This window comes from Rhodococcus sp. Q1, assembly GCF_004153645.1.
Taxonomy (GTDB): domain Bacteria; phylum Actinomycetota; class Actinomycetes; order Mycobacteriales; family Mycobacteriaceae; genus Rhodococcus; species Rhodococcus gordoniae.
The window spans coordinates 783,978-800,900 of sequence record NZ_SDMJ01000001.1 but is presented as its reverse complement, the minus strand read 5'-3'; the positions used below and the strand labels follow the sequence as shown (position 1 = coordinate 800,900).

General features: G+C 67.8%; 17 protein-coding genes. 7 read left to right on the top strand and 10 right to left on the bottom strand.

Annotation, left to right across the window (positions count from 1 at the left end; translation table 11 throughout):
- Positions 1-2 precede the first annotated feature (2 nt).
- Genes EQ874_RS03825 through EQ874_RS03815 form a run of 3 tightly spaced genes read right to left on the bottom strand, consistent with a single transcriptional unit; the run spans position 3 to position 2,408 of the window.
- Complete coding sequence (locus EQ874_RS03825) at positions 3-455, bottom strand: MaoC family dehydratase (RefSeq protein ID WP_129975657.1); 453 nt, start codon at positions 453-455, stop codon at positions 3-5.
- Positions 456-483: 28 nt separating this feature from the next.
- Entirely contained in the window at positions 484-1,230 is a 747-nt protein-coding gene (locus EQ874_RS03820) for a GntR family transcriptional regulator (RefSeq protein WP_129975655.1), read from the bottom strand.
- Positions 1,231-1,256: 26 nt separating this feature from the next.
- The gene (locus EQ874_RS03815) at positions 1,257-2,408 is read right to left on the bottom strand and encodes an acyl-CoA dehydrogenase family protein (RefSeq protein WP_129975653.1); all 1,152 of its coding nucleotides are present in this window, start codon (positions 2,406-2,408) and stop codon (positions 1,257-1,259) included.
- A gap of 240 nt (positions 2,409-2,648) precedes the next feature.
- Between EQ874_RS03815 and EQ874_RS03810 the strand changes: the two genes are divergently transcribed.
- Both EQ874_RS03810 and EQ874_RS03805 read left to right on the top strand, forming a co-directional pair.
- Positions 2,649-3,500 (top strand): CoA ester lyase, encoded by an 852-nt coding sequence (locus tag EQ874_RS03810; RefSeq protein WP_064063934.1) that lies wholly within the window; start codon positions 2,649-2,651, stop codon positions 3,498-3,500.
- A 5-nt stretch (positions 3,501-3,505) separates the two neighbouring features.
- Positions 3,506-4,549: a MaoC family dehydratase gene (locus tag EQ874_RS03805; RefSeq protein WP_129975651.1), complete on the top strand. Its 1,044-nt coding sequence runs from the start codon at positions 3,506-3,508 to the stop codon at positions 4,547-4,549.
- A gap of 69 nt (positions 4,550-4,618) precedes the next feature.
- Here EQ874_RS03805 and EQ874_RS03800 read toward each other — a convergent pair whose 3' ends face one another.
- The 4 genes from EQ874_RS03800 to EQ874_RS03785 all read right to left on the bottom strand — a co-directional run bounded on the left by EQ874_RS03800 (position 4,619) and on the right by EQ874_RS03785 (position 8,859).
- A complete protein-coding gene (locus EQ874_RS03800; protein ID WP_242496623.1) occupies positions 4,619-4,966 on the bottom strand; it encodes a DNA-binding protein in 348 nt (115 codons plus the stop codon).
- A gap of 119 nt (positions 4,967-5,085) precedes the next feature.
- Complete coding sequence (locus tag EQ874_RS03795) at positions 5,086-6,156, bottom strand: 2-oxoacid:ferredoxin oxidoreductase subunit beta (protein ID WP_064063928.1); 1,071 nt, start codon at positions 6,154-6,156, stop codon at positions 5,086-5,088.
- The gene (locus EQ874_RS03790) at positions 6,153-8,087 is read right to left on the bottom strand and encodes a 2-oxoacid:acceptor oxidoreductase subunit alpha (RefSeq protein ID WP_129975976.1); all 1,935 of its coding nucleotides are present in this window, start codon (positions 8,085-8,087) and stop codon (positions 6,153-6,155) included. Before EQ874_RS03790 ends, EQ874_RS03795 begins: the two co-directional genes overlap by 4 nt.
- 58 nt (positions 8,088-8,145) lie before the next feature.
- Positions 8,146-8,859 (bottom strand): dienelactone hydrolase family protein, encoded by a 714-nt coding sequence (locus tag EQ874_RS03785; protein ID WP_129975649.1) that lies wholly within the window; start codon positions 8,857-8,859, stop codon positions 8,146-8,148.
- Positions 8,860-8,973: 114 nt separating this feature from the next.
- On the opposite strand from EQ874_RS03785, the gene EQ874_RS03780 reads away from it, so the two are divergent.
- On the top strand, positions 8,974-9,666 hold the full coding sequence (locus EQ874_RS03780) for an SDR family NAD(P)-dependent oxidoreductase (RefSeq protein WP_064063925.1): 693 nt from the start codon (positions 8,974-8,976) through the stop codon (positions 9,664-9,666).
- Between the two features lie 2 nt (positions 9,667-9,668).
- Here the strand turns inward: EQ874_RS03780 and EQ874_RS03775 are convergent, their stop codons facing one another.
- Both EQ874_RS03775 and EQ874_RS03770 read right to left on the bottom strand, forming a co-directional pair.
- A complete protein-coding gene (locus EQ874_RS03775; RefSeq protein WP_064063971.1) occupies positions 9,669-9,962 on the bottom strand; it encodes a WhiB family transcriptional regulator in 294 nt (97 codons plus the stop codon).
- A 184-nt stretch (positions 9,963-10,146) separates the two neighbouring features.
- The gene (locus EQ874_RS03770) at positions 10,147-11,367 is read right to left on the bottom strand and encodes a CaiB/BaiF CoA-transferase family protein (protein WP_129975647.1); all 1,221 of its coding nucleotides are present in this window, start codon (positions 11,365-11,367) and stop codon (positions 10,147-10,149) included.
- A 202-nt stretch (positions 11,368-11,569) separates the two neighbouring features.
- On the opposite strand from EQ874_RS03770, the gene EQ874_RS03765 reads away from it, so the two are divergent.
- Positions 11,570-12,985, top strand: a complete 1,416-nt coding sequence (locus tag EQ874_RS03765) for an MFS transporter (protein WP_129975645.1) — start codon at positions 11,570-11,572, stop codon at positions 12,983-12,985.
- 52 nt (positions 12,986-13,037) lie between these two features.
- Here EQ874_RS03765 and EQ874_RS03760 read toward each other — a convergent pair whose 3' ends face one another.
- A complete protein-coding gene (locus tag EQ874_RS03760) occupies positions 13,038-13,934 on the bottom strand; it encodes a LysR family transcriptional regulator (protein ID WP_129975643.1) in 897 nt (298 codons plus the stop codon).
- 71 nt (positions 13,935-14,005) lie between these two features.
- Between EQ874_RS03760 and EQ874_RS03755 the strand changes: the two genes are divergently transcribed.
- The 3 genes from EQ874_RS03755 to EQ874_RS03745 all read left to right on the top strand — a co-directional run bounded on the left by EQ874_RS03755 (position 14,006) and on the right by EQ874_RS03745 (position 16,917).
- Positions 14,006-14,923: a CoA-transferase gene (locus EQ874_RS03755; protein WP_129975642.1), complete on the top strand. Its 918-nt coding sequence runs from the start codon at positions 14,006-14,008 to the stop codon at positions 14,921-14,923.
- Positions 14,920-15,696 carry a CoA-transferase gene (locus EQ874_RS03750; RefSeq protein ID WP_064063920.1) on the top strand — a complete coding sequence of 259 codons (777 nt, stop codon included), beginning with the start codon at positions 14,920-14,922 and terminating at the stop codon, positions 15,694-15,696. The genes EQ874_RS03755 and EQ874_RS03750 overlap by 4 nt, the downstream gene beginning before the upstream one ends.
- Positions 15,697-15,846: 150 nt before the next feature.
- On the top strand, positions 15,847-16,917 hold the full coding sequence (locus EQ874_RS03745) for a DICT sensory domain-containing protein (protein ID WP_129975640.1): 1,071 nt from the start codon (positions 15,847-15,849) through the stop codon (positions 16,915-16,917).
- Positions 16,918-16,923 lie beyond the last annotated feature (6 nt).

Genomic DNA, 16,923 nt, shown 5'->3' with positions numbered 1-16,923 from the left:
GATCAGGGAACGAGAACGACCACCGTCTCGGCGACCAGCGCCGGACGCTCCCCTCCCTCGATCTCGATGGTGTATCCGACCACGAGGTTCGCGCCCTTGGTGGTGCGCTCGAGCGACGTGAACTCCGCACCGGCACGAATCCGCGAACCGACGGGGACCGGCGCGGGATAACGAACCTTGTTGCTGCCGTAGTTGACCTTCATCTTCAGCCCTTCGAGCGAGAAGATCTGGGTGCCGAGGACCGGCAGCAGCGACAGGGTCAGGTAGCCGTGGGCGATGGTCCTGCCGTACGGGCCGTCCTCGGCACGCTCCGGATCGACGTGGATCCACTGGTGGTCGCCGGTGGCCTCGGCGAACAGGTCGATCCGCTTCTGGTCGATCTCGAGCCAGTCGCTGTAGCCGAGGTGTTCACCGACGACCTTCTCGACCTCGTCGATTCCGTTGATGACCCGCATGGTTGCTCCTGTGTGGTTGCGGCGACGATCAGAGACCGGCTCGCCGGAGGGTGACGCGGTAGGTGTAGTGCTCGGGCAGAAAGTAACTCACCGACAGCTCGGTGAGGGCTCCGGCGTCGTCCGAGTACAACCGGTCGACGCGCAGCAGCGGATGCCCCACGGCACAGTTCAATTCCGTCGCCACCTGTTCGGTGGCGAGGGCGACCGTGATGGACTGTGCGGCTTCGACGATGGGACTGTCGAGATGGGGTTCGAGCAGGCCGATCATCGTGTTCCGGCTCGACGCGCCCGCTTGCAGCTCGGGCGAATCGAGCACATGTGCCGCGACGTGCTCGGGCAGATGAACGGTGGTGAGGACGAACGGGGTTCCGTCGTGCAGACGCTTGAACACCGCGGTGTACAGCACGTCGGTGTCGAGGCGGAGCCGGCTCGCCGCATCGATGTCGACCCCGCGCCGCAACGGCGAGACGATCTGCATGACCGTATCGGCCGACAGAGCGAGCAGATCCTCGATCGAGCCGAGCTGGCGCCGATAGCGCCGGCCCGACTCGTTCGCGAAGGTGCCGCGTCCGGGCACGCGGTAGACGATGCCGTCGGCGACGAGATCCTGGAAGGCGCGGCGCACCGTCTGCCGGCTCACCCCGTGTTCCTCGGCGAGTTCGGCTTCCGTGGGCAGCCGAGTGCCGTCGCTGTACCGTCCCGCCTCCACGGCCTCCCGGAGCAGGCGCGCGAGTTGCGCGTAGGCCGGTTCCGTTTCCCGCACCTTGTAGTCCATGACGGACCGATCCTAGCGGCCGGTCGTCACAGTCCGCCGCGTGCTACGAGCTGGCTCGCGATGACATTGCGCTGGATCTCGTTGGTGCCCTCACCGACGATCATCAGCGGTGCGTCGCGGAAGTAACGCTCGACGTCGTACTCGGTGGAGTAGCCGTAACCGCCGTGGATACGCACCGCGTTCAGGGCGATCTCCATCGCGATCTCCGAGCAGTACAGCTTGGCCATGCCGGCCTCCATGTCGCACCGCTCACCGCTGTCGTACTTCTCCGCCGCGTAGCGCGCCAGCTGCCGGGCCGCGGTGAGCTTGGTGGCCATCTCCGCCAGGTAGTTGCCGATGGACTGGTGCTTCCAGATGGGCCGGCCGAAGCTCTCGCGCTGCTGCGCGTAGGCGAGCGAATCCTCGAACGCGGCGGTCGCGACACCGAGTGCCCGTGAGGCGACCTGCAGGCGGCCGGTCTCGAGACCCTTCATCATGTGCGCGAAGCCCCTGCCGGGCTCGCCACCGAGGATCGCGTCGGCGGAGATGCGGTAGTTGTCGAAGCTCAACTCACACGATTCGACGCCCTTGTAGCCGAGCTTGGGCAAATCGCGCGAGACGATCAATCCCGGACCGTGCTCGACGAGCACGACGGAGATACCCTTGTGGCGCGGCTGCGCGGTCGGGTCGGTCTTGCACAGCAACGCGATCAGCCCCGAGCGACGCGCATTGGTGATCCACGTCTTCGCACCGTTGATCACCAGTTCGTCGCCGTCCCGCTTGGCGGTGGTGGTCATCGCCTGCAGGTCCGAACCGCCGCTGGGCTCCGTGAGCGCCATCGTCGCGCGGATCTCGCCGGTGGCGAGCCGGGGCAGGTACTTGCGCTTCTGTTCCTCGGTACCGAACAGCGTCAGCAGTTTCGCGACGACGGTGTGTCCGCCCATCGCACCCGACAGCGACATCCAGCCCCGGGCGAGTTCCTCGGTGACCTGCACGTAGCAGGGCATCGACACCGGTGATCCGCCGTATTCCTCCGGCACGGCGAGCCCGTAGATGCCGATCTGCTTCATCTGTTCGATCCACTTCTCGGGGTACTCGCCTGCGTGCTCGACCTCCTGCACCGACGGCTTGACCTCCCGGTCGATGAAGTCGCGGACTGTCTCGACCAGAAAGGTCTCTTCGTCGTTCAGGTAGCTCACGGGCGATCCTTCGCTGGGGACGGGCCACGCGGACCCGGGAAACTTTGTACGGCCATTTTGTGGACGAGGTTCCGGTGTTGTCAACGCGAACACCGCCATTCGACGCCGTGATTGCAGAGTTTTCGGTGATACGAACGACTGCACCTTCCTATGACCACACCCTCCCGAGGGGTGGCATGTCACCAACAATGGCCGTACATTTAGCGCCGTCATTGCCGACCGAACTTCCCCGAGGTCCCCGTGTCTTCCGAGCAACACCTCCGCCGGCGCGCCGTTCTCGTCGCCCCCGGCTCCGACGAACGCAAAGCCGGTAAGGCCCTCGCCTCCGCCGCCGACGAGGTCGTCCTCGACCTCGAGGACGCCGTCACCACCGCGCAGAAGGACGCCGCCCGCGAACTCGTGGCTCCACTGGTCCGCGAACACGGTGCCGCGCGCACCGTCTCCGTCCGCATCAACGGTCGCGGCACCCCCTGGTTCGAGGACGATCTGCGCGCCTGCGCCGCGCTCGGCGACGCCCTCTCCTCGATCGTGATCCCCAAGGTCGAGAGCGCCGACGATCTCGCCGAGGCCGACCGCATCCTCGGGACCGATTCGGCCGTCCCGGTGCAGGCCCTCATCGAGACACCCGCCGGCGTCCAGCGCATCGACGAGATCGTCGCCGGACCCCGGGTGGCCGGCGTGATCATCGGCTACGCCGACCTCGGCGCCTCTCTGGGCCGCGCCCGTACCGCCGCGCCCGAGCACTGGCTGTACGTGCAGGACCGCGTGTTGCACGCCGCGCGGGCCGCCGGCGTCCAGGCCATCGACGGACCGTTCCTCGGCATCGCCGACGACGACGCCTTCCGTCGTTCGGCGCAGTGGGTCGCCGATCTCGGATTCGACGGCAAGTGGGTCATTCATCCGGCGCAGATCACCTCCGCCGCAGCGGCCTTCACCCCCACCGACGATCAGGTCGACGCCGCCCGCAAGGTCCTCGCCGCACTCGAGGAAGCCGAGAACCGCGGCGCCGGAGCCGCTCGGCTCGACGGCCGGATGCTCGACGAGGCCGTCGCCGTCGCCGCCCGCCGCACCCTGTCGAAGATCGGAGCCTGACAACCATGACCACTTCGTACGTCGGCGGACCCTGTTTCGACGAACTGACCGTCGGACAGGTCTTCGACACCGCCCCCGCCGTGACACTCACCGACGGTCTCGCCGCCGCGCACCAGAGCATTCTCGGTGACCGCCTGCGCCTTCCGCTCGACAAGCACCTGTCCGCTGCCGTCGCGGGCGGACCGGTCGCCCATGCCGGCTTCGTCACCGACATCGCGATCGGCCAGTCCACGCTCGTCACGCACCACGTCAAGGCCAATCTCTTCTACCGCGGCCTGCGTTTCCATCGCTTCCCCCACATCGGCGACACCCTCTACACGACCACGGAAGTCGTGGGCCTGAAGGAGAATTCGGCGAAGCCCGGCCGGAAGCCCACCGGTCTTGCGGCGCTGCGCATGAACACCGTCGACCAGGACGGCAACACCGTCCTCGACTTCTACCGCTGCGCGATGCTGCCGCTGAGCGAGAATCCCGACCCCGACCGCGTCGTGTACTCCGACGATCTGTCGGCCATCGGACCCCAGGACGAGCCGCAGTGGTCGGCACCCGCCGACTGGGATCTGGGCGTCTACCGGTCGAAGGTGCCGGGCGAGCACTTCGACAAGGCCCTCGCCGGCGCCGTGCTGCAGTCCAGCGGCGACGTCGTCTCGAGCGCACCGGAACTCGCGCGCCTGAGCCTCAACATCGCGGCAACGCACCACGACGAGCGGGTCGGCGCGTCGGGTCGTCTCGTGTACGGCGGACACACCATCGGTCTGGCGTTCTCCCAGGCGACCCGCGCCCTGCCGAATCTCGTGACGGTGTTGGGCTGGAAGTCGTGCGACCACACCGGGCCGGTACAGGAGGGCGACACCCTCACCAGCGACCTGCACGTCGAATCCGCCGAACCCCTCGCCGAGGGTGGTGGCGTGTTGAACCTGCGGTCGCTCGTCTACGCGCACCGCGGCGGTGCCGCGAATGGTGACCGCGGCGGTGCCGCGAATGGTGACCGCGGCGGTGTCGAACCGGCACCGGTCCTGGATTGGCGGTTCACCGCACTCATGGCCTGACGGCCCCAGTCGAGACCGACGTCGTGCGCGAAATCTTCCGGGAAATCGCACACCACGTCGGTGTCGTCGTTACGCATCGACGCGTTTGACGAGGCGCTCGTAGCGCTGCCGGGCAGCCTGAATGCTTCCCAGGCCGAGGCCGAACGCAATCTCCTGCCAGGTCATCCCACGCTCGCGCGCGATGCGGAGGATCAGCGCCTCGAGTTGGTCCATCTCGGCGCGCGCCTTGGGGACGAGGCCCAGCGCGGCGACGACGTCGGCATCGTCGACGTCGGGTTCGTCGGGACCGGGACTGTGCACGCCGCCCGCCAGTGCAGCGACGAGACGGATGGCGCCGAGCGGGTCGAGCATCTCGGGGTGCGACTGCCGTGCCCGTTGCTCGGGAGTGCTGCCGTGCCGTTCGGCGATCCGGAACAACCCCGCATATTCGCGGTGTTGTCAACACATTGTTCACACATGCCCGATCCGCTACGACTTCGACCATCCGCCACAGCAATTGCGGCGGCGAACAGCCAGGACGGTAGCGGATACAGGCCTCAGGGCACGGTCCACGTGTTGTCACCCCGCAGCAACTGCTGCAGGTCGGCGGTGCCGGACTCCTGCGCGGCCCGCACCCGGGCGCGCTCGGCGTCGTCGTAGGTCGTCCGCCCGACCTGCCGCACGATTCCCGTGACGACGTGGCGAAGACCCTGGTCCGACAGGCGCGACAGTGCGTACGCGTACTCGGGGTCGTCGGTGTGCGCGTCGTGCACGACGATGTCGTCGGCGGCGACCTCGGCGCGCTGCGCCACCCGCACGCCGAAACCTCTTCTGACGACGCACAGCTCGTCGTCGGTTCCGAAGATGATGGGTTCGCCGTGTCGCAGCGGGATGAGGTGCGACCGTGCTTCGTCCTTGCGCAGCACGTCGAACGATCCGTCGTTGAAGATCGGGCAGTCCTGCAGGATCTCGACGAAAGCCGCACCGCGGTGGTGTGCCGCCGCGCGCAGCACGTCCGTCAGACCGGCACGATCGGAATCCAGGGCGCGTGCCACGAAGCTCGCCTCGGCACCGAGTGCGAGCGACAAGGTGTTGAACGGAGCGTCGACCGAGCCCGAGGGCGACGACTTGGTGACCTTGCCGACCTCCGAGGTCGGCGAGTACTGGCCCTTGGTGAGTCCGTAGATCCGGTTGTTGAACAACAGGATCCGCATGTTCACGTTGCGGCGTAAGGCGTGGACGAGGTGGTTGCCGCCGATCGACAGGGCGTCGCCGTCGCCGGTCACGACCCAGACCGACAGATCCGGGCGGGTGACCGCGAGTCCGGTCGCGAGCGTCGGCGCGCGTCCGTGGATCGAGTGCACACCGTAGGTGTCGAGATAATAGGGGAACCGCGACGAGCATCCGATGCCGGAGACGAACACGAGATTCTCACGCCGGACACCCAATTCGGGAAGCAGACTCCGCACCGTCGCGAGGATGACGTAGTCGCCGCAGCCCGGACACCACCGCACCTCCTGATCGGACGTGAAGTCCTTCGCCTTCTGCGGGTCGTCGGTGCGGGGCACACCCTCGAGCGCGTCGATGTGCGGGCGGAGTCCGAGATCGTGGCCGACGAGTCCGGTCATGCTCGTGCCCTCTCTTCTGTGGGGTCGAGTTTCGTCGACGAGGCGACCGCGTCCGGCGTCCGGGATCGTTCGGTGTCGGCGAGCGTTCCGGCGAATTCGGCTTCGATGGCGTCGTGGAGTTCGTCGGCGCGGAACGCCATGCCCGATACCTTCGTCACCGGCTGGATGTCGGCGTCGAACCGCGACCGCAGCAGGAACGACAGCTGACCGAGGTTCATCTCCGGGACGAGCACGCGCCGGTAGCGGCCGAGCACGTCACCGAGGTTCTTCGGCATCGGCGCCAGATGACGTAGGTGCGCTCGGGCCACCCGGTGCCCGGCCCGTCGGGCACGGCGCACCGCCTCCCCGATCGGCCCGTACGACGATCCCCAGCCGAGCACCAGCACCTCGGCGTCACCGGTGGGGTCGTCGACCCCGAGATCCGGGACGTCGATGCCGGCCACCCGCGCGACCCGCAGCCGGGTCATCAACTCGTGGTTGGTGTGGTGGTACGAGATGTCGCCCGTTCCGTCGGCCTTCTCGAGACCGCCGATCCGGTGCTCACGACCTGCGGTTCCGGGAATCGCCCAGTCGCGGGCGAGGGTGTCGGCACGGCGGGCGTAGGGCAGGTAGCCGGGGTCGTCGTCCTCCGGCGACTGTGCGAAGCGCGGGTCGATGCGCGGCAGATCGTCGATGTCGGGGATCCGCCACGGTTCGGATCCGTTGGCGATCGCGCCGTCGGACAACACCATGACCGGGGTGCGGTAGGTGATCGCGATGCGCGCGGCCTCGAGCGCCGCGTCGAAGCAGTCGGCGGGCGATTGCGGGGCGACGATCGCGACGGGCGATTCGCCGTTGCGCCCGAACATCGCCTGCATCAGGTCGGCCTGTTCGGTTTTCGTCGGCAGTCCCGTGGACGGTCCGCCGCGCTGGACGTCGACGACGATCAGCGGCAGTTCGGTCATCACCGCCAGGCCGATGGCCTCGGATTGCAGCGCGATTCCCGGACCGGAGGTGCTGGTGATGCCGAGCGCCCCGCCGTAGGACGCGCCGATCGCGGCACCGATGCCTGCGATCTCGTCCTCGGCCTGGAAGGTGTGCACACCGAAGTGTTCGAGCTTGCTCAGTTCGTGGAGGATGTCGGAGGCCGGGGTGATCGGATAGGTGCCGAGGAAGACGTCCATCGCCGCCGCGCGACCTGCCGCGACGAGACCGTAGGCGAGCGCGGTGTTGCCGGTGATCTGCCGGTATGTCCCGGACGGCAGCGACGCGCGCGCCACCTCGTAGGTCGTGGCGAACGCCTCGGTGGTCTCCCCGTAGTTCCATCCGGCACGCAACGCGAGGACGTTCGCGTGGGCGATGTCGGGTTTCGACGCGAACTTGCGCTCGAGGAACGTCTCGACCGGCGCGATCGGACGCCCGTACATCCACGACAGGAGACCGAGCGCGAACATGTTCTTCGAGCGCTGCGCGTCCTTCTTGCCGACGCCGGCGGGTTCGACGGCACCGGCGGTGAGCGTGCTCATGGGCAGGGCATGGACGGTCAGATGCTCCACAGCGTCGGTGCCGAGCGGATCGGCGTCGTAACCCGCCTTGTTCAGGTTCCGTTTGGTGAATTCGTCGCTGTCGACGATGACGGTGCCACCCCGGGGCAGGTCGCCGACGTTGGCCTCGAAGGCCGCCGGGTTCATCGCGACCAGCACGTCGGGCCGGTCGCCGGCGGTGAGGATGTCGTGGTCGGCGATCTGGATCTGGAAGCTCGAGACTCCGGGAAGGGTGCCCCGGGGTGCGCGGATCTCGGCGGGGAAGTTGGGCTGGGTGGCCAGGTCGTTGCCGAAGGCGGCCGCCTCGGCGGTGAACCGGTCACCGGCGAGTTGCATGCCGTCGCCGGAGTCGCCGGCGATGCGGATGACGACCTGTTCGAGTTTCGCGCTCGACGCCATGCGCTCCATCGTGGCCCTCACGCGCCCATGTGCAACCCTTTCTCCCGAAAAATTCTGCCCATCCGCGTCAGGAGCGGACGGTATCCCCGATGAAGCTCAGCGCCTGGGGCCACGACACGGCGTAGGCATCGGCATTGACGGGATTGCCGTGCCGGCCACGGGAGGAGAAGCCGTGTTCGGCGCCCGGATAGACGTGAGTGAGGGTCGCGCCGGTCTCGCGCTGCTGCAGCGCCGCCTGCAGATTCGCGAAGGTCTCGGCGCTCATGATCGTGTCGGCGCCGGCGTGCAGCACCATGACGGGTGCCGCGACGCGACCTGCCTGCTCGACGGCGTCGATCGTGTGATTCGGGGCGGGCGGCACCATGATCGACGGGTGGTAGGCCACCACGTTCGTGACCCGCGTGTCGCGGGCGCCGAGGATGAGGGCGAGGCGTCCGCCGAGGCACCATCCGATCACGCCGACCTTCTCCAGTCGGAGTTCACCGAACGCGTGGTCGAGCAGGGTCGCCATCTCCTCGAGGCTCTTCTCGTCGTCGAGACCACGCATCGACTCCGCGAGCGCCTCGCGCGAGGTGTCGTCGGCGCTCGGTCCGTGCCACGGGTCCCAGACGAGTGCGGTCACGCCGGTCCCGGCGATGTCGTGCGCATATTCGCGGACCTGGGCGTCGATGCCGGTGATCATGGGCAGCAGCAGCATTCCTCCGGTGGCACCGCCGAGCGGCCTGGCCAGATAGGCACGCAGGCCTGCGATGTGAACGAATTCCGCCTCGATGTCGTCCATCGGCCGTCCTTCCCCTTCCTCCGATTGTTCGTCATGATCTTCGTACGAAGCCGTCTCTCGTGCGGCGGGTTCTCGGAGCACGACAAACGGCACGCTCGAAAGGGATACAGGCACATGGCTCGCACCGTTTTGGTCAGTGGTGGCACCGGCGGCCTCGGCAGCGCCGTGACGAAACATCTCCTCGACACCGGATGGCGGGTCGTGGTGCCGTGGCTGGTCCGCGACGAGCTCGAGCGCGTGGGCACGCATCCGAACCTGCGGCTCGTGCAGGCCGACCTCTCCGACGAGCAGCAGCTCGGGGACGCCCTGAACCTGGCGTGCGACGACCCCGACGCTCCCCTGTTCGGCGTCGTCAACCTCGTCGGCGGATTCACGTCCGGCCCGCGGGTGCACGAGACCCCGATCGAGGTGCTCGACTCCCAGCTCGATCTCAACCTGCGCACCGCCTATTCCGTCAGCCAGGCCGCACTGCCCCACCTGATCCACCGCGGCGGTGGATCGATCGTCTGTATCTCCACCGCCGCGACGCTCAGCCCCTTCCCGGGCGGCGCGTCCTACATCGCCTCGAAGGCTGCGGTCTCGGCGCTCGTCGAGACGATGGCACTCGAGTACCGCGACAACCACATCCGCGTCAACGCGCTGCTGCCCGTCGTCATCGACACCCCCGCCAATCGCGCCGCGATGCCCGACGCCGACACGAGCCGTTGGTCCAAACCGGCCGACATCGCGAAGGTCATCGAGTTCCTGATCTCTGATGCGGGTGCCTCGATCACCGGCGCCCTGATCCCCGTCACCAACGTCGGCTGAGCTCAGACCGACTGGAGACGACCGAGTTTCACCGCGCGTTCGAACGCTCGCCGTTCGGCGTAGTTCATGCCACCCCACACGCCGTGCGTCTCTCCGGTACGCACGGCGTGCGTCAGGCACGCGTCGATCACCGGGCAGGAGCGACAGACCTCCTTCGCCTGCCGCTCGGCCCGGAGTACCGCACCGCGGCCGTCCTCGGGCCGAGGGAAGAACATCGCCGTGTCCACCCCGCGGCACCGCGCCGCGACCACCCAGTCGCGGTCGCCGGATCCGTACATCGCCGCCTCCTTGCCCATCGGGCCATCGCCGACCCGCACTCGTCGAACGAGTATTTGTACGGCCATTTTTCGATACCCGGCGGGGATCGTCAATCGTTGAGCAGTGCGGATCCATCAGAATCGGCGATGGCAGTCGCTTCGGATACCTATAAGCACCGGAAGCTATGGCCGCACATTTGACGAGCAGCCGACGTGGAGCGGATCAGCCGACGATGCCGGCCCTCTTCAGGCCCGCGATCTGCTCGTCCGTGAGGCCGAGATCGGCGAGCACCGCCTCGGTGTGCTGACCGAGCCCCGGCACCGCGCCCATCGGCAATTCGACGTCGCGGAAGTTCATCGGCGGCAGGATGCCGCGCACCGGACCCGCCTCCGTCTGCACCTCGCGCCAGCGGTCGCGCGCTGCGAGTTGAGGATGTTCGATGAGCCCGCGCAGATCCCGCAGCTGCGCGGCCGGTACCCCGGCGTCGGCGAGCTTCTCGTCGAGCTCCGCGCTGGTGAACTGCTTGGTGGCCCGAGCGACCAGCGCATCGACCTCCTCGCGGTGACGCACCCGCTCGAGATTGGTGGTGAAGCGCGGATCGTCGCCCCGCTCGGGAATGCCGAGGACCTCGGTGAGCGTGCGCCAGCCCCGATCGTTCTGGACGCCGATGAGGATCTCCCCGTCCGCGGTGGGGTACTTGTCGTACGGCGCGATCGACGTGTGCGACAGACCCATCCGCGGGACCTGCCGCCCCTGATACATCTGCAGGTACATCGGATAACCGAGCCATTCGGCGGTCGCGTCGAACATCGACACGTCGATCGTCGCGCCGACGCCCGTGCGGTGCCGGCGCAACAGCGCCGCCTGGATGGAGGTGAGCGCATACATACCCGCGGCGATGTCCGAGGTGGGGATGCCCGTCTTCACCGCAGTCTCGGGCGTACCGGTGATCGAGCACAGGCCGGTCTCCGACTGCACGAGCATGTCGTAGGCCTTGCGGTCGCGCATCGGTCCGTCGGTGCCGTAACCGGACATGTTGACCACCACCAGTTCCGGGTGGTCCGCACGCAGGTCCTCGGCGCCGAGCCCGAGTCGCTCCACCGCGCCGGGGGCGAGATTCTGCAAAAAGACGTCCGCACCGCGGATCAGCGCCTTCACCGCATCGATGCCCTCGGGAGCCTTGAGATCCACCGCGAACGATTCCTTGCCGCGGTTGAGCCAGACGAAGTGTGCGGCCAGGCCGTGCACGGCACCGTCGTAGGCGCGCGCGAAGTCGCCGTCGCCGACACGTTCGACCTTGACGACACGGGCTCCGAGGTCTGCGAGATGGCGCGTCGCGAGGGGCGCGGCAACCGCCTGTTCGAGGCTCACCACGGTGATGCCCTCCAGCGGCAGGCCGGCAGAAACCTCCACCTCGGTCCGATCGGTTCGGTCGCTCGTCACCTGATGTCCTTTCGCGTTCGCGGTTCCCCCATCCGGCGTCGCTGCATGTCTACCAGGACGAACACGGACTCCCCAGTAATACCTCTGCGGTATCGATTCGGGTCCTATTAGGTATTGGACTGTAAAGCCGAGCCCTGACACCCTCTGCTGAGACGCAGACCACATTCCCCCGCCCCATCGGGGCGTAGCAGACGGAGGGCGCATGAGTTCGTCCACACCCACCGATCAGGAGATCGCGAAGAAGGCCCGCAAGGCCGGCATCGCCTCCTTCATCGGCACCACCATCGAGTGGTACGACTTCTACATCTACGGCACGGCCGCCGCACTGGTGTTCGGCCAGGTCTTCTTCTCGGACGAACTCTCGAGCGGTGTCGCGACCCTCCTCGCGTTCGTCACCCTGTGGGCAGGCTTCCTCGCCCGTCCGCTCGGCGGCGTCATCTTCGGCCACCTCGGCGACCGGATCGGCCGCAAGAACACACTCGTCATCACACTCGTCATGATGGGCATCGCCACCGTGGGTATCGGCCTGCTCCCCACCTACGCGCAGATCGGCATGTGGGCGCCGGTCCTGCTGGTCTTCCTGCGCATCGTGCAGGGTGTGGCGGTCGGCGGCGAATGGGGCGGCGCCGTCCTCATCGCCAGCGAGAACGCACCCAAGGGCAAGGGAATCATGTATTCGGCGTTCGCACAGCAGGGTTCGCCCGCCGGCAACCTGCTGTCGACGATGGCGTTCTTCTTCCTCGCAGCACTGCCCACTCCGCAGTTCCTGATGTGGGGCTGGCGCATCCCGTTCCTGTTATCGGCGCTGCTCGTCATCGTCGGTATGGTCATCCGGCTCAGGCTCGAAGAATCGGATGCCATGAAAGCCGTTCTGGCACGCAAGAAGACCGTCAAGTTGCCGATCAAGGAAGTGCTGCGCAAGCACTGGGTCCTGGTCCTGCTCGGCGCCGGCGCGCTGCCTCTCGCCCAGGTGACCTATTTCAAGAACACCTTCGCCCTGTCGTGGGCGACGAGCGAACTCGGTTACGAGCGTGGCACCTTCCTCGCGATCATCGCGATCGCCCTCGTCGTGCAGTTCATCGTGCAGCCCTTCGGTGCCGTCCTCGTGTCGAGGATCGACATGCGCAAGGCAATGCTCCTGATGATCGTCCCGGAGCTGTTCCTCATGCCCGCCATGTTCTACGCCATCCGCACCGAGACCTTCGCGATCGCCGTGATCGGCATGTGTCTCGCGACGATTCCGCACTCGATGTTCTACGGCGCCATCGCCGGCATCCTGGCCCGGGCCTTCCCCGCGAACATCCGGTACTCGGGCCTGTCGCTGGCCTACCAGCTGTGCTCGCTGATCGTCGGTGGTGGCACACCGGTGCTCGCGCAGTACCTGCTCAACTCGTCCGGGGACGTCACCGGCGTGGCCATCGCGGCCGGTTGCTACGCCGCGGTCTCCCTCGTGTGCACCCTGGCCCTGCTCGAGCGCACCGGGTACGACCCGAAGGCACCCTCGGTCGCCGAACAGTCCGACGCCGAGGAACTCGCCCTCGAACAGTCCGAAACAGCCGAGCGCGACCGCCGTACTCCGGGAACCGACGACACCCCACGAGATCGCGTCCATGCCTAGGACGGATCGCTCGCACTCGGGGCCGGCCGGCGCAGTCGCCGGCCGGCCCCGGTCACTCCGGAGTGGGCAGTGCTTCCTCGGAGAGGCGGAGGACCTCTCGCAGCGCGGCACTGTCGTCGTCCTCCCGCCACACCAGCCGCACGTCGAGCGGCTCGGGGTGGTCGGCGAGGGGAACGAACACGACCTCGGGGTTGATGACGTTCGCCGCGACCGACGAGACCGTCAGCGAACATCCCACTCCGGCCGACACCAGGGCGATCAACGACAGCGAATCCGGGGCACTCTGAACGATTCTGGGTGTGAATCCGACGTCGTGGGCGAGCCGGAGCAGCAGTTCGCGCAACATGGATCCGGGTTCGGCGGGAAGCATCACCCACGCCTCGTTCGCGAGATCCTCCAACCGGACGCTCTCCCGGTCGGCGAGCGGGTGCTCCTTGGGCAGCGCCACGACGAGGTTCTCACGGGCCACCACACGCGACGCGATACCCGGCGGGAAGAACAACAGTCGCACGATGCCGATGTCGAGTTTGCTCGCCGCGAGCTTGTTGAGCGCCTCGCTCGCGTAGGCCGAACTGTCGAGCACGAACTCGATACCGGGATGAGTGCGCCGCACGAGCTTCGCCCAGCGACCCACCAGATAGTGCGAGGACGAACCGGCGAAACCGATACGGACCCGGCCGGTCCGGCCCGAGCCCGCAGCGGTCACCGCCATCTCCGCCGATCGGCAGGCGTCGAGGATGTTCCGGGCCGGTTCCACGAGCGCCCGTCCGCTCTCCGTCAACCGCACACTGCGGGTGTTGCGTTCGAAGAGTTCGGCACCGAGCTCCTTCTCGAGTCTGCGGATCGTGCGGCTGAGCGGCGGCTGGGCCATGTGCAACCTCTGCGCCGCCCGACCGAAATGCAGTTCCTCCGCCACCGCCAGGAACGCCTTCACCTGCTGGATCTCCACCCGTCGATTATCACGCCTGCAGGCGCCGGACACCCGACACCGCATCACCGACCACACGGAGGACGACCGGTATGCCGGACAAACTCATGACCATGCGCGAAGCGATCGCCACCTACGTCGAGGACGGGACGACCGTTGCCCTCGAGGGTTTCTCGCACCTCATCCCGTTCGCGGCGGCGCACGAGATCATCCGGCAGGGCAGGCGCGACCTGACGTTGTGCCGCATGACCCCCGACATCGTGTCCGACCAGCTCATCGCCGCCGATTGCGTATCGAAACTCGTCGCGTCGTTCTTCGCGAGCGGCTCGGCGGGGTCGCTGTACGAGATCCGCCGGCGCATCGAGAACCACGACCCCGTCGCACTGGAGGTCGAGGAGTACAGCCACTACGGCATGGTCTGCCGCTACCAGGCCGGGGCGGCCGGGCTGCCTTTCTTCCCCCTGAGATCGTATGCGGGCAGCGACCTGCCGAAGATCAACCCGAACATCCGGCCGGTGGACGATCCCTTCGGCGGCGGCAGCGTGTACGTCGTCCCTCCGCTCAACCCGGACGTGACGATCATCCACGCCCAACGCGCCGACCGCGCCGGGAACGTCCAGATCTGGGGGATCGCCGGTGTCCAGCAGGAAGCGGTGTACGCGGCGAAGAAGGCCATCGTGGTGGTCGAGGAGATCGTCGACGACGACGTGATCCGCTCCGACCCGAGCCGCACGCTCGTCCCGTCGCACGCCGTGGACGCGGTCGTGCTGTGCCCGCGCGGAGCACATCCCTCCTATGCGCAGGGCTACTACGACCGTGACTGTGCGTTCTACCGTCGCTGGACCGCGATCAGCAAGGACCCCCAGCAGCTGCGCACCTGGCTGAAGGAATGGGTCCTCACCACCAGCGATCACTCCGAATACCTCGAGAAACTGGGCGAGGAGTACTGGGCCGCCCTCGAGGTCGCGCCGCGCCCCTCCGGGACCGTCGACTACGGGAGCCGAAAGTGACTGCCACCGAAACCTTCTCCACCACCGAACTGATCGTCTCCGTCGCCGCGCGGGCCCTGGCCGGCAAGGCCCGGGTCTTCGCCGGGGTGGGCCTGCCGACCCTCGCCGTCGACCTCGCCGCCCGCACCTCGAACCCCGACGTCGAGCTGATCTACGAATCCGGCGTCTGCGGCGCGCACCCCGAGGCGATGGCCGAAGGAATCGCCGACTCCGTCGTGGTCTCCGGCGCCGAATCCGTGGTGTCCATGGCATCGCTGTTCGGGTACGTGCTGCAAGGCGGCAACGTCGACGTCGGCTTCCTCGGTGCGGCGCAGATCGACCGCTACGGCAGCCTCAACACCAGCGTCATCGGTGACTGGGACAAGCCCACCGTGCGACTGCCGGGTGGCGGCGGAGCCGTCGAGATCATGCCCAACGCGGGCGAGGTCTTCGTGATCATGCGACGCCACGATCCGAGCGCTTTTCCCGCCGAACTGGACTTCTGCACGTCGCCGAGCCCGGTGCGCGCCCGCCAGGCCGGCGTCGGCATCATGCCGCGCGGCCGCGGGGTGACGAAGGTGTTCACGAGCCTGGGTGTGTTGTCCCGGCAGGATCCGTCCGGCGAACTCGTACTGACCAGCATCCACCGCGGTGTCACAGTGGACGAGGTTCGCGCGGCGACGGGCTGGGATCTGACGGTCTCCGACGACCTCACGCGCACCGAGGATCCCACCGCCGAGGAGATCGACCTGCTGCGCAACGAGATCGACAAGGTACGCCTGTATCTGCGGTGATCCCACCGGAGGTCGTCGACTGCGCCCACGCGGTGGCTGGCAGGATGTCCGCAACGGACGACGCACCGGACCCTGCCTTCGGCGGCCCGGCGTACGTCCCTGTGATGCCCGGCGGACCCACCGCCGCGTGATGCGGGAAGGCGGCACGTCATGCACGCGAGCGCGATCCACGACCTGGTGGACGGCACCGTGGTTGCTACCGCAGTGTCGTCGATCGCGGCGGATCCCGGTGCAGATCGGCACATCCCCGTCCTGGCCCCGTTGATCGAGCTCACCCACGGTGCGGCGGAGAATGCGTCCGTGCGTGATGCCGTCGCACTCGTCGACGAGGACGAGGTGTTCGCCGATCCGGCGGTGGTCCTGCGCTGGATCGCTGCCGTGCGCGAACGCGGAGTCGCCGTGGCCGTGCGCGTCGCGGAATCGGCGCCACGCGCCACGGTCGTCCTGGCACTGGTGGAACCGGAGGTGGTCGTCGTGCCGGCGGAGGCGCTCGTCGCATCCGATGCGCGTGCCGCCACGACCCTGTTGTCCTTGCGGGCACACTGCGAGCGCACGAACTCGGTCGTCGTCGCCGAGGGCATCGACTCCGATCTGCATCGCCAGGCCGCGCTCGCTCACGGCATCGGCTTCGGATGCGGCGCAGCACTGTCTGTCCCGGAGGACGGCACAGAACCTTCGTCGCGGTGCAACCGGTTGTTCCGGGAGCCCACCTGGAGCGCGCCGCTCGACGCCGCAACCGCGTCCCCTTTCCGCATCCTGTCGGCGGGGCGGGAGTGCGTGCGGAGCGGGAAAGGTCTGTTGGTCTCCATGAGCGCTGATCTCGAGGCCCGAGCCACAGAGGCCGGTGCCGACGTGATCGCGCTGGGCACCTTCCAGCACCGCGACCATTTCACCGGAGCGGCGAGGAGACGCTGGATGTCGATGGCCGGCGCCCTTGCGCACGTCGCGGTCTTCGCGGTCGGCTTCGGCGCGGGCATATCGGGCACGAACCTCGTTCCGATCGAGCCGCACGATCCCCTCGTCGACGAGTGGAACGTCATCCTGCTGGGAGCGTCGTTCGCGTGTGCGCTCTCCGCCCTCGACCTGCACCGTCGATCGGCGGATGGTGAGCGGGAGTTCGAGTACGTCGTCTCCTACGATCGCGGGGCCGTCGCCCGCGCGGCGCGCGCGACCCTGGTCCGTCCCCGGACGGCACCCGCCGAGGCCCCGCCGCCGTCCTGAACCGTG

What these genes read in the sequence shown, in the direction of transcription:
- EQ874_RS03825 (WP_129975657.1), bottom strand. Translation starts at nt 455, where the DNA reads ATGCGGGTCATCAACGGAATCGACGAGGTCGAGAAGGTCGTCGGTGAA.
- EQ874_RS03820 (WP_129975655.1), bottom strand. Translation starts at nt 1,230, where the DNA reads ATGGACTACAAGGTGCGGGAAACGGAACCGGCCTACGCGCAACTCGCG.
- EQ874_RS03805 (WP_129975651.1), top strand. Translation starts at nt 3,506, where the DNA reads ATGACCACTTCGTACGTCGGCGGACCCTGTTTCGACGAACTGACCGTC.
- EQ874_RS03795 (WP_064063928.1), bottom strand. Translation starts at nt 6,156, where the DNA reads ATGACCGGACTCGTCGGCCACGATCTCGGACTCCGCCCGCACATCGAC.
- EQ874_RS03790 (WP_129975976.1), bottom strand. Translation starts at nt 8,087, where the DNA reads ATGGAGCGCATGGCGTCGAGCGCGAAACTCGAACAGGTCGTCATCCGC.
- EQ874_RS03785 (WP_129975649.1), bottom strand. Translation starts at nt 8,859, where the DNA reads ATGGACGACATCGAGGCGGAATTCGTTCACATCGCAGGCCTGCGTGCC.
- EQ874_RS03780 (WP_064063925.1), top strand. Translation starts at nt 8,974, where the DNA reads ATGGCTCGCACCGTTTTGGTCAGTGGTGGCACCGGCGGCCTCGGCAGC.
- EQ874_RS03775 (WP_064063971.1), bottom strand. Translation starts at nt 9,962, where the DNA reads ATGGGCAAGGAGGCGGCGATGTACGGATCCGGCGACCGCGACTGGGTG.
- EQ874_RS03765 (WP_129975645.1), top strand. Translation starts at nt 11,570, where the DNA reads ATGAGTTCGTCCACACCCACCGATCAGGAGATCGCGAAGAAGGCCCGC.
- EQ874_RS03755 (WP_129975642.1), top strand. Translation starts at nt 14,006, where the DNA reads ATGCCGGACAAACTCATGACCATGCGCGAAGCGATCGCCACCTACGTC.
- EQ874_RS03745 (WP_129975640.1), top strand. Translation starts at nt 15,847, where the DNA reads ATGCACGCGAGCGCGATCCACGACCTGGTGGACGGCACCGTGGTTGCT.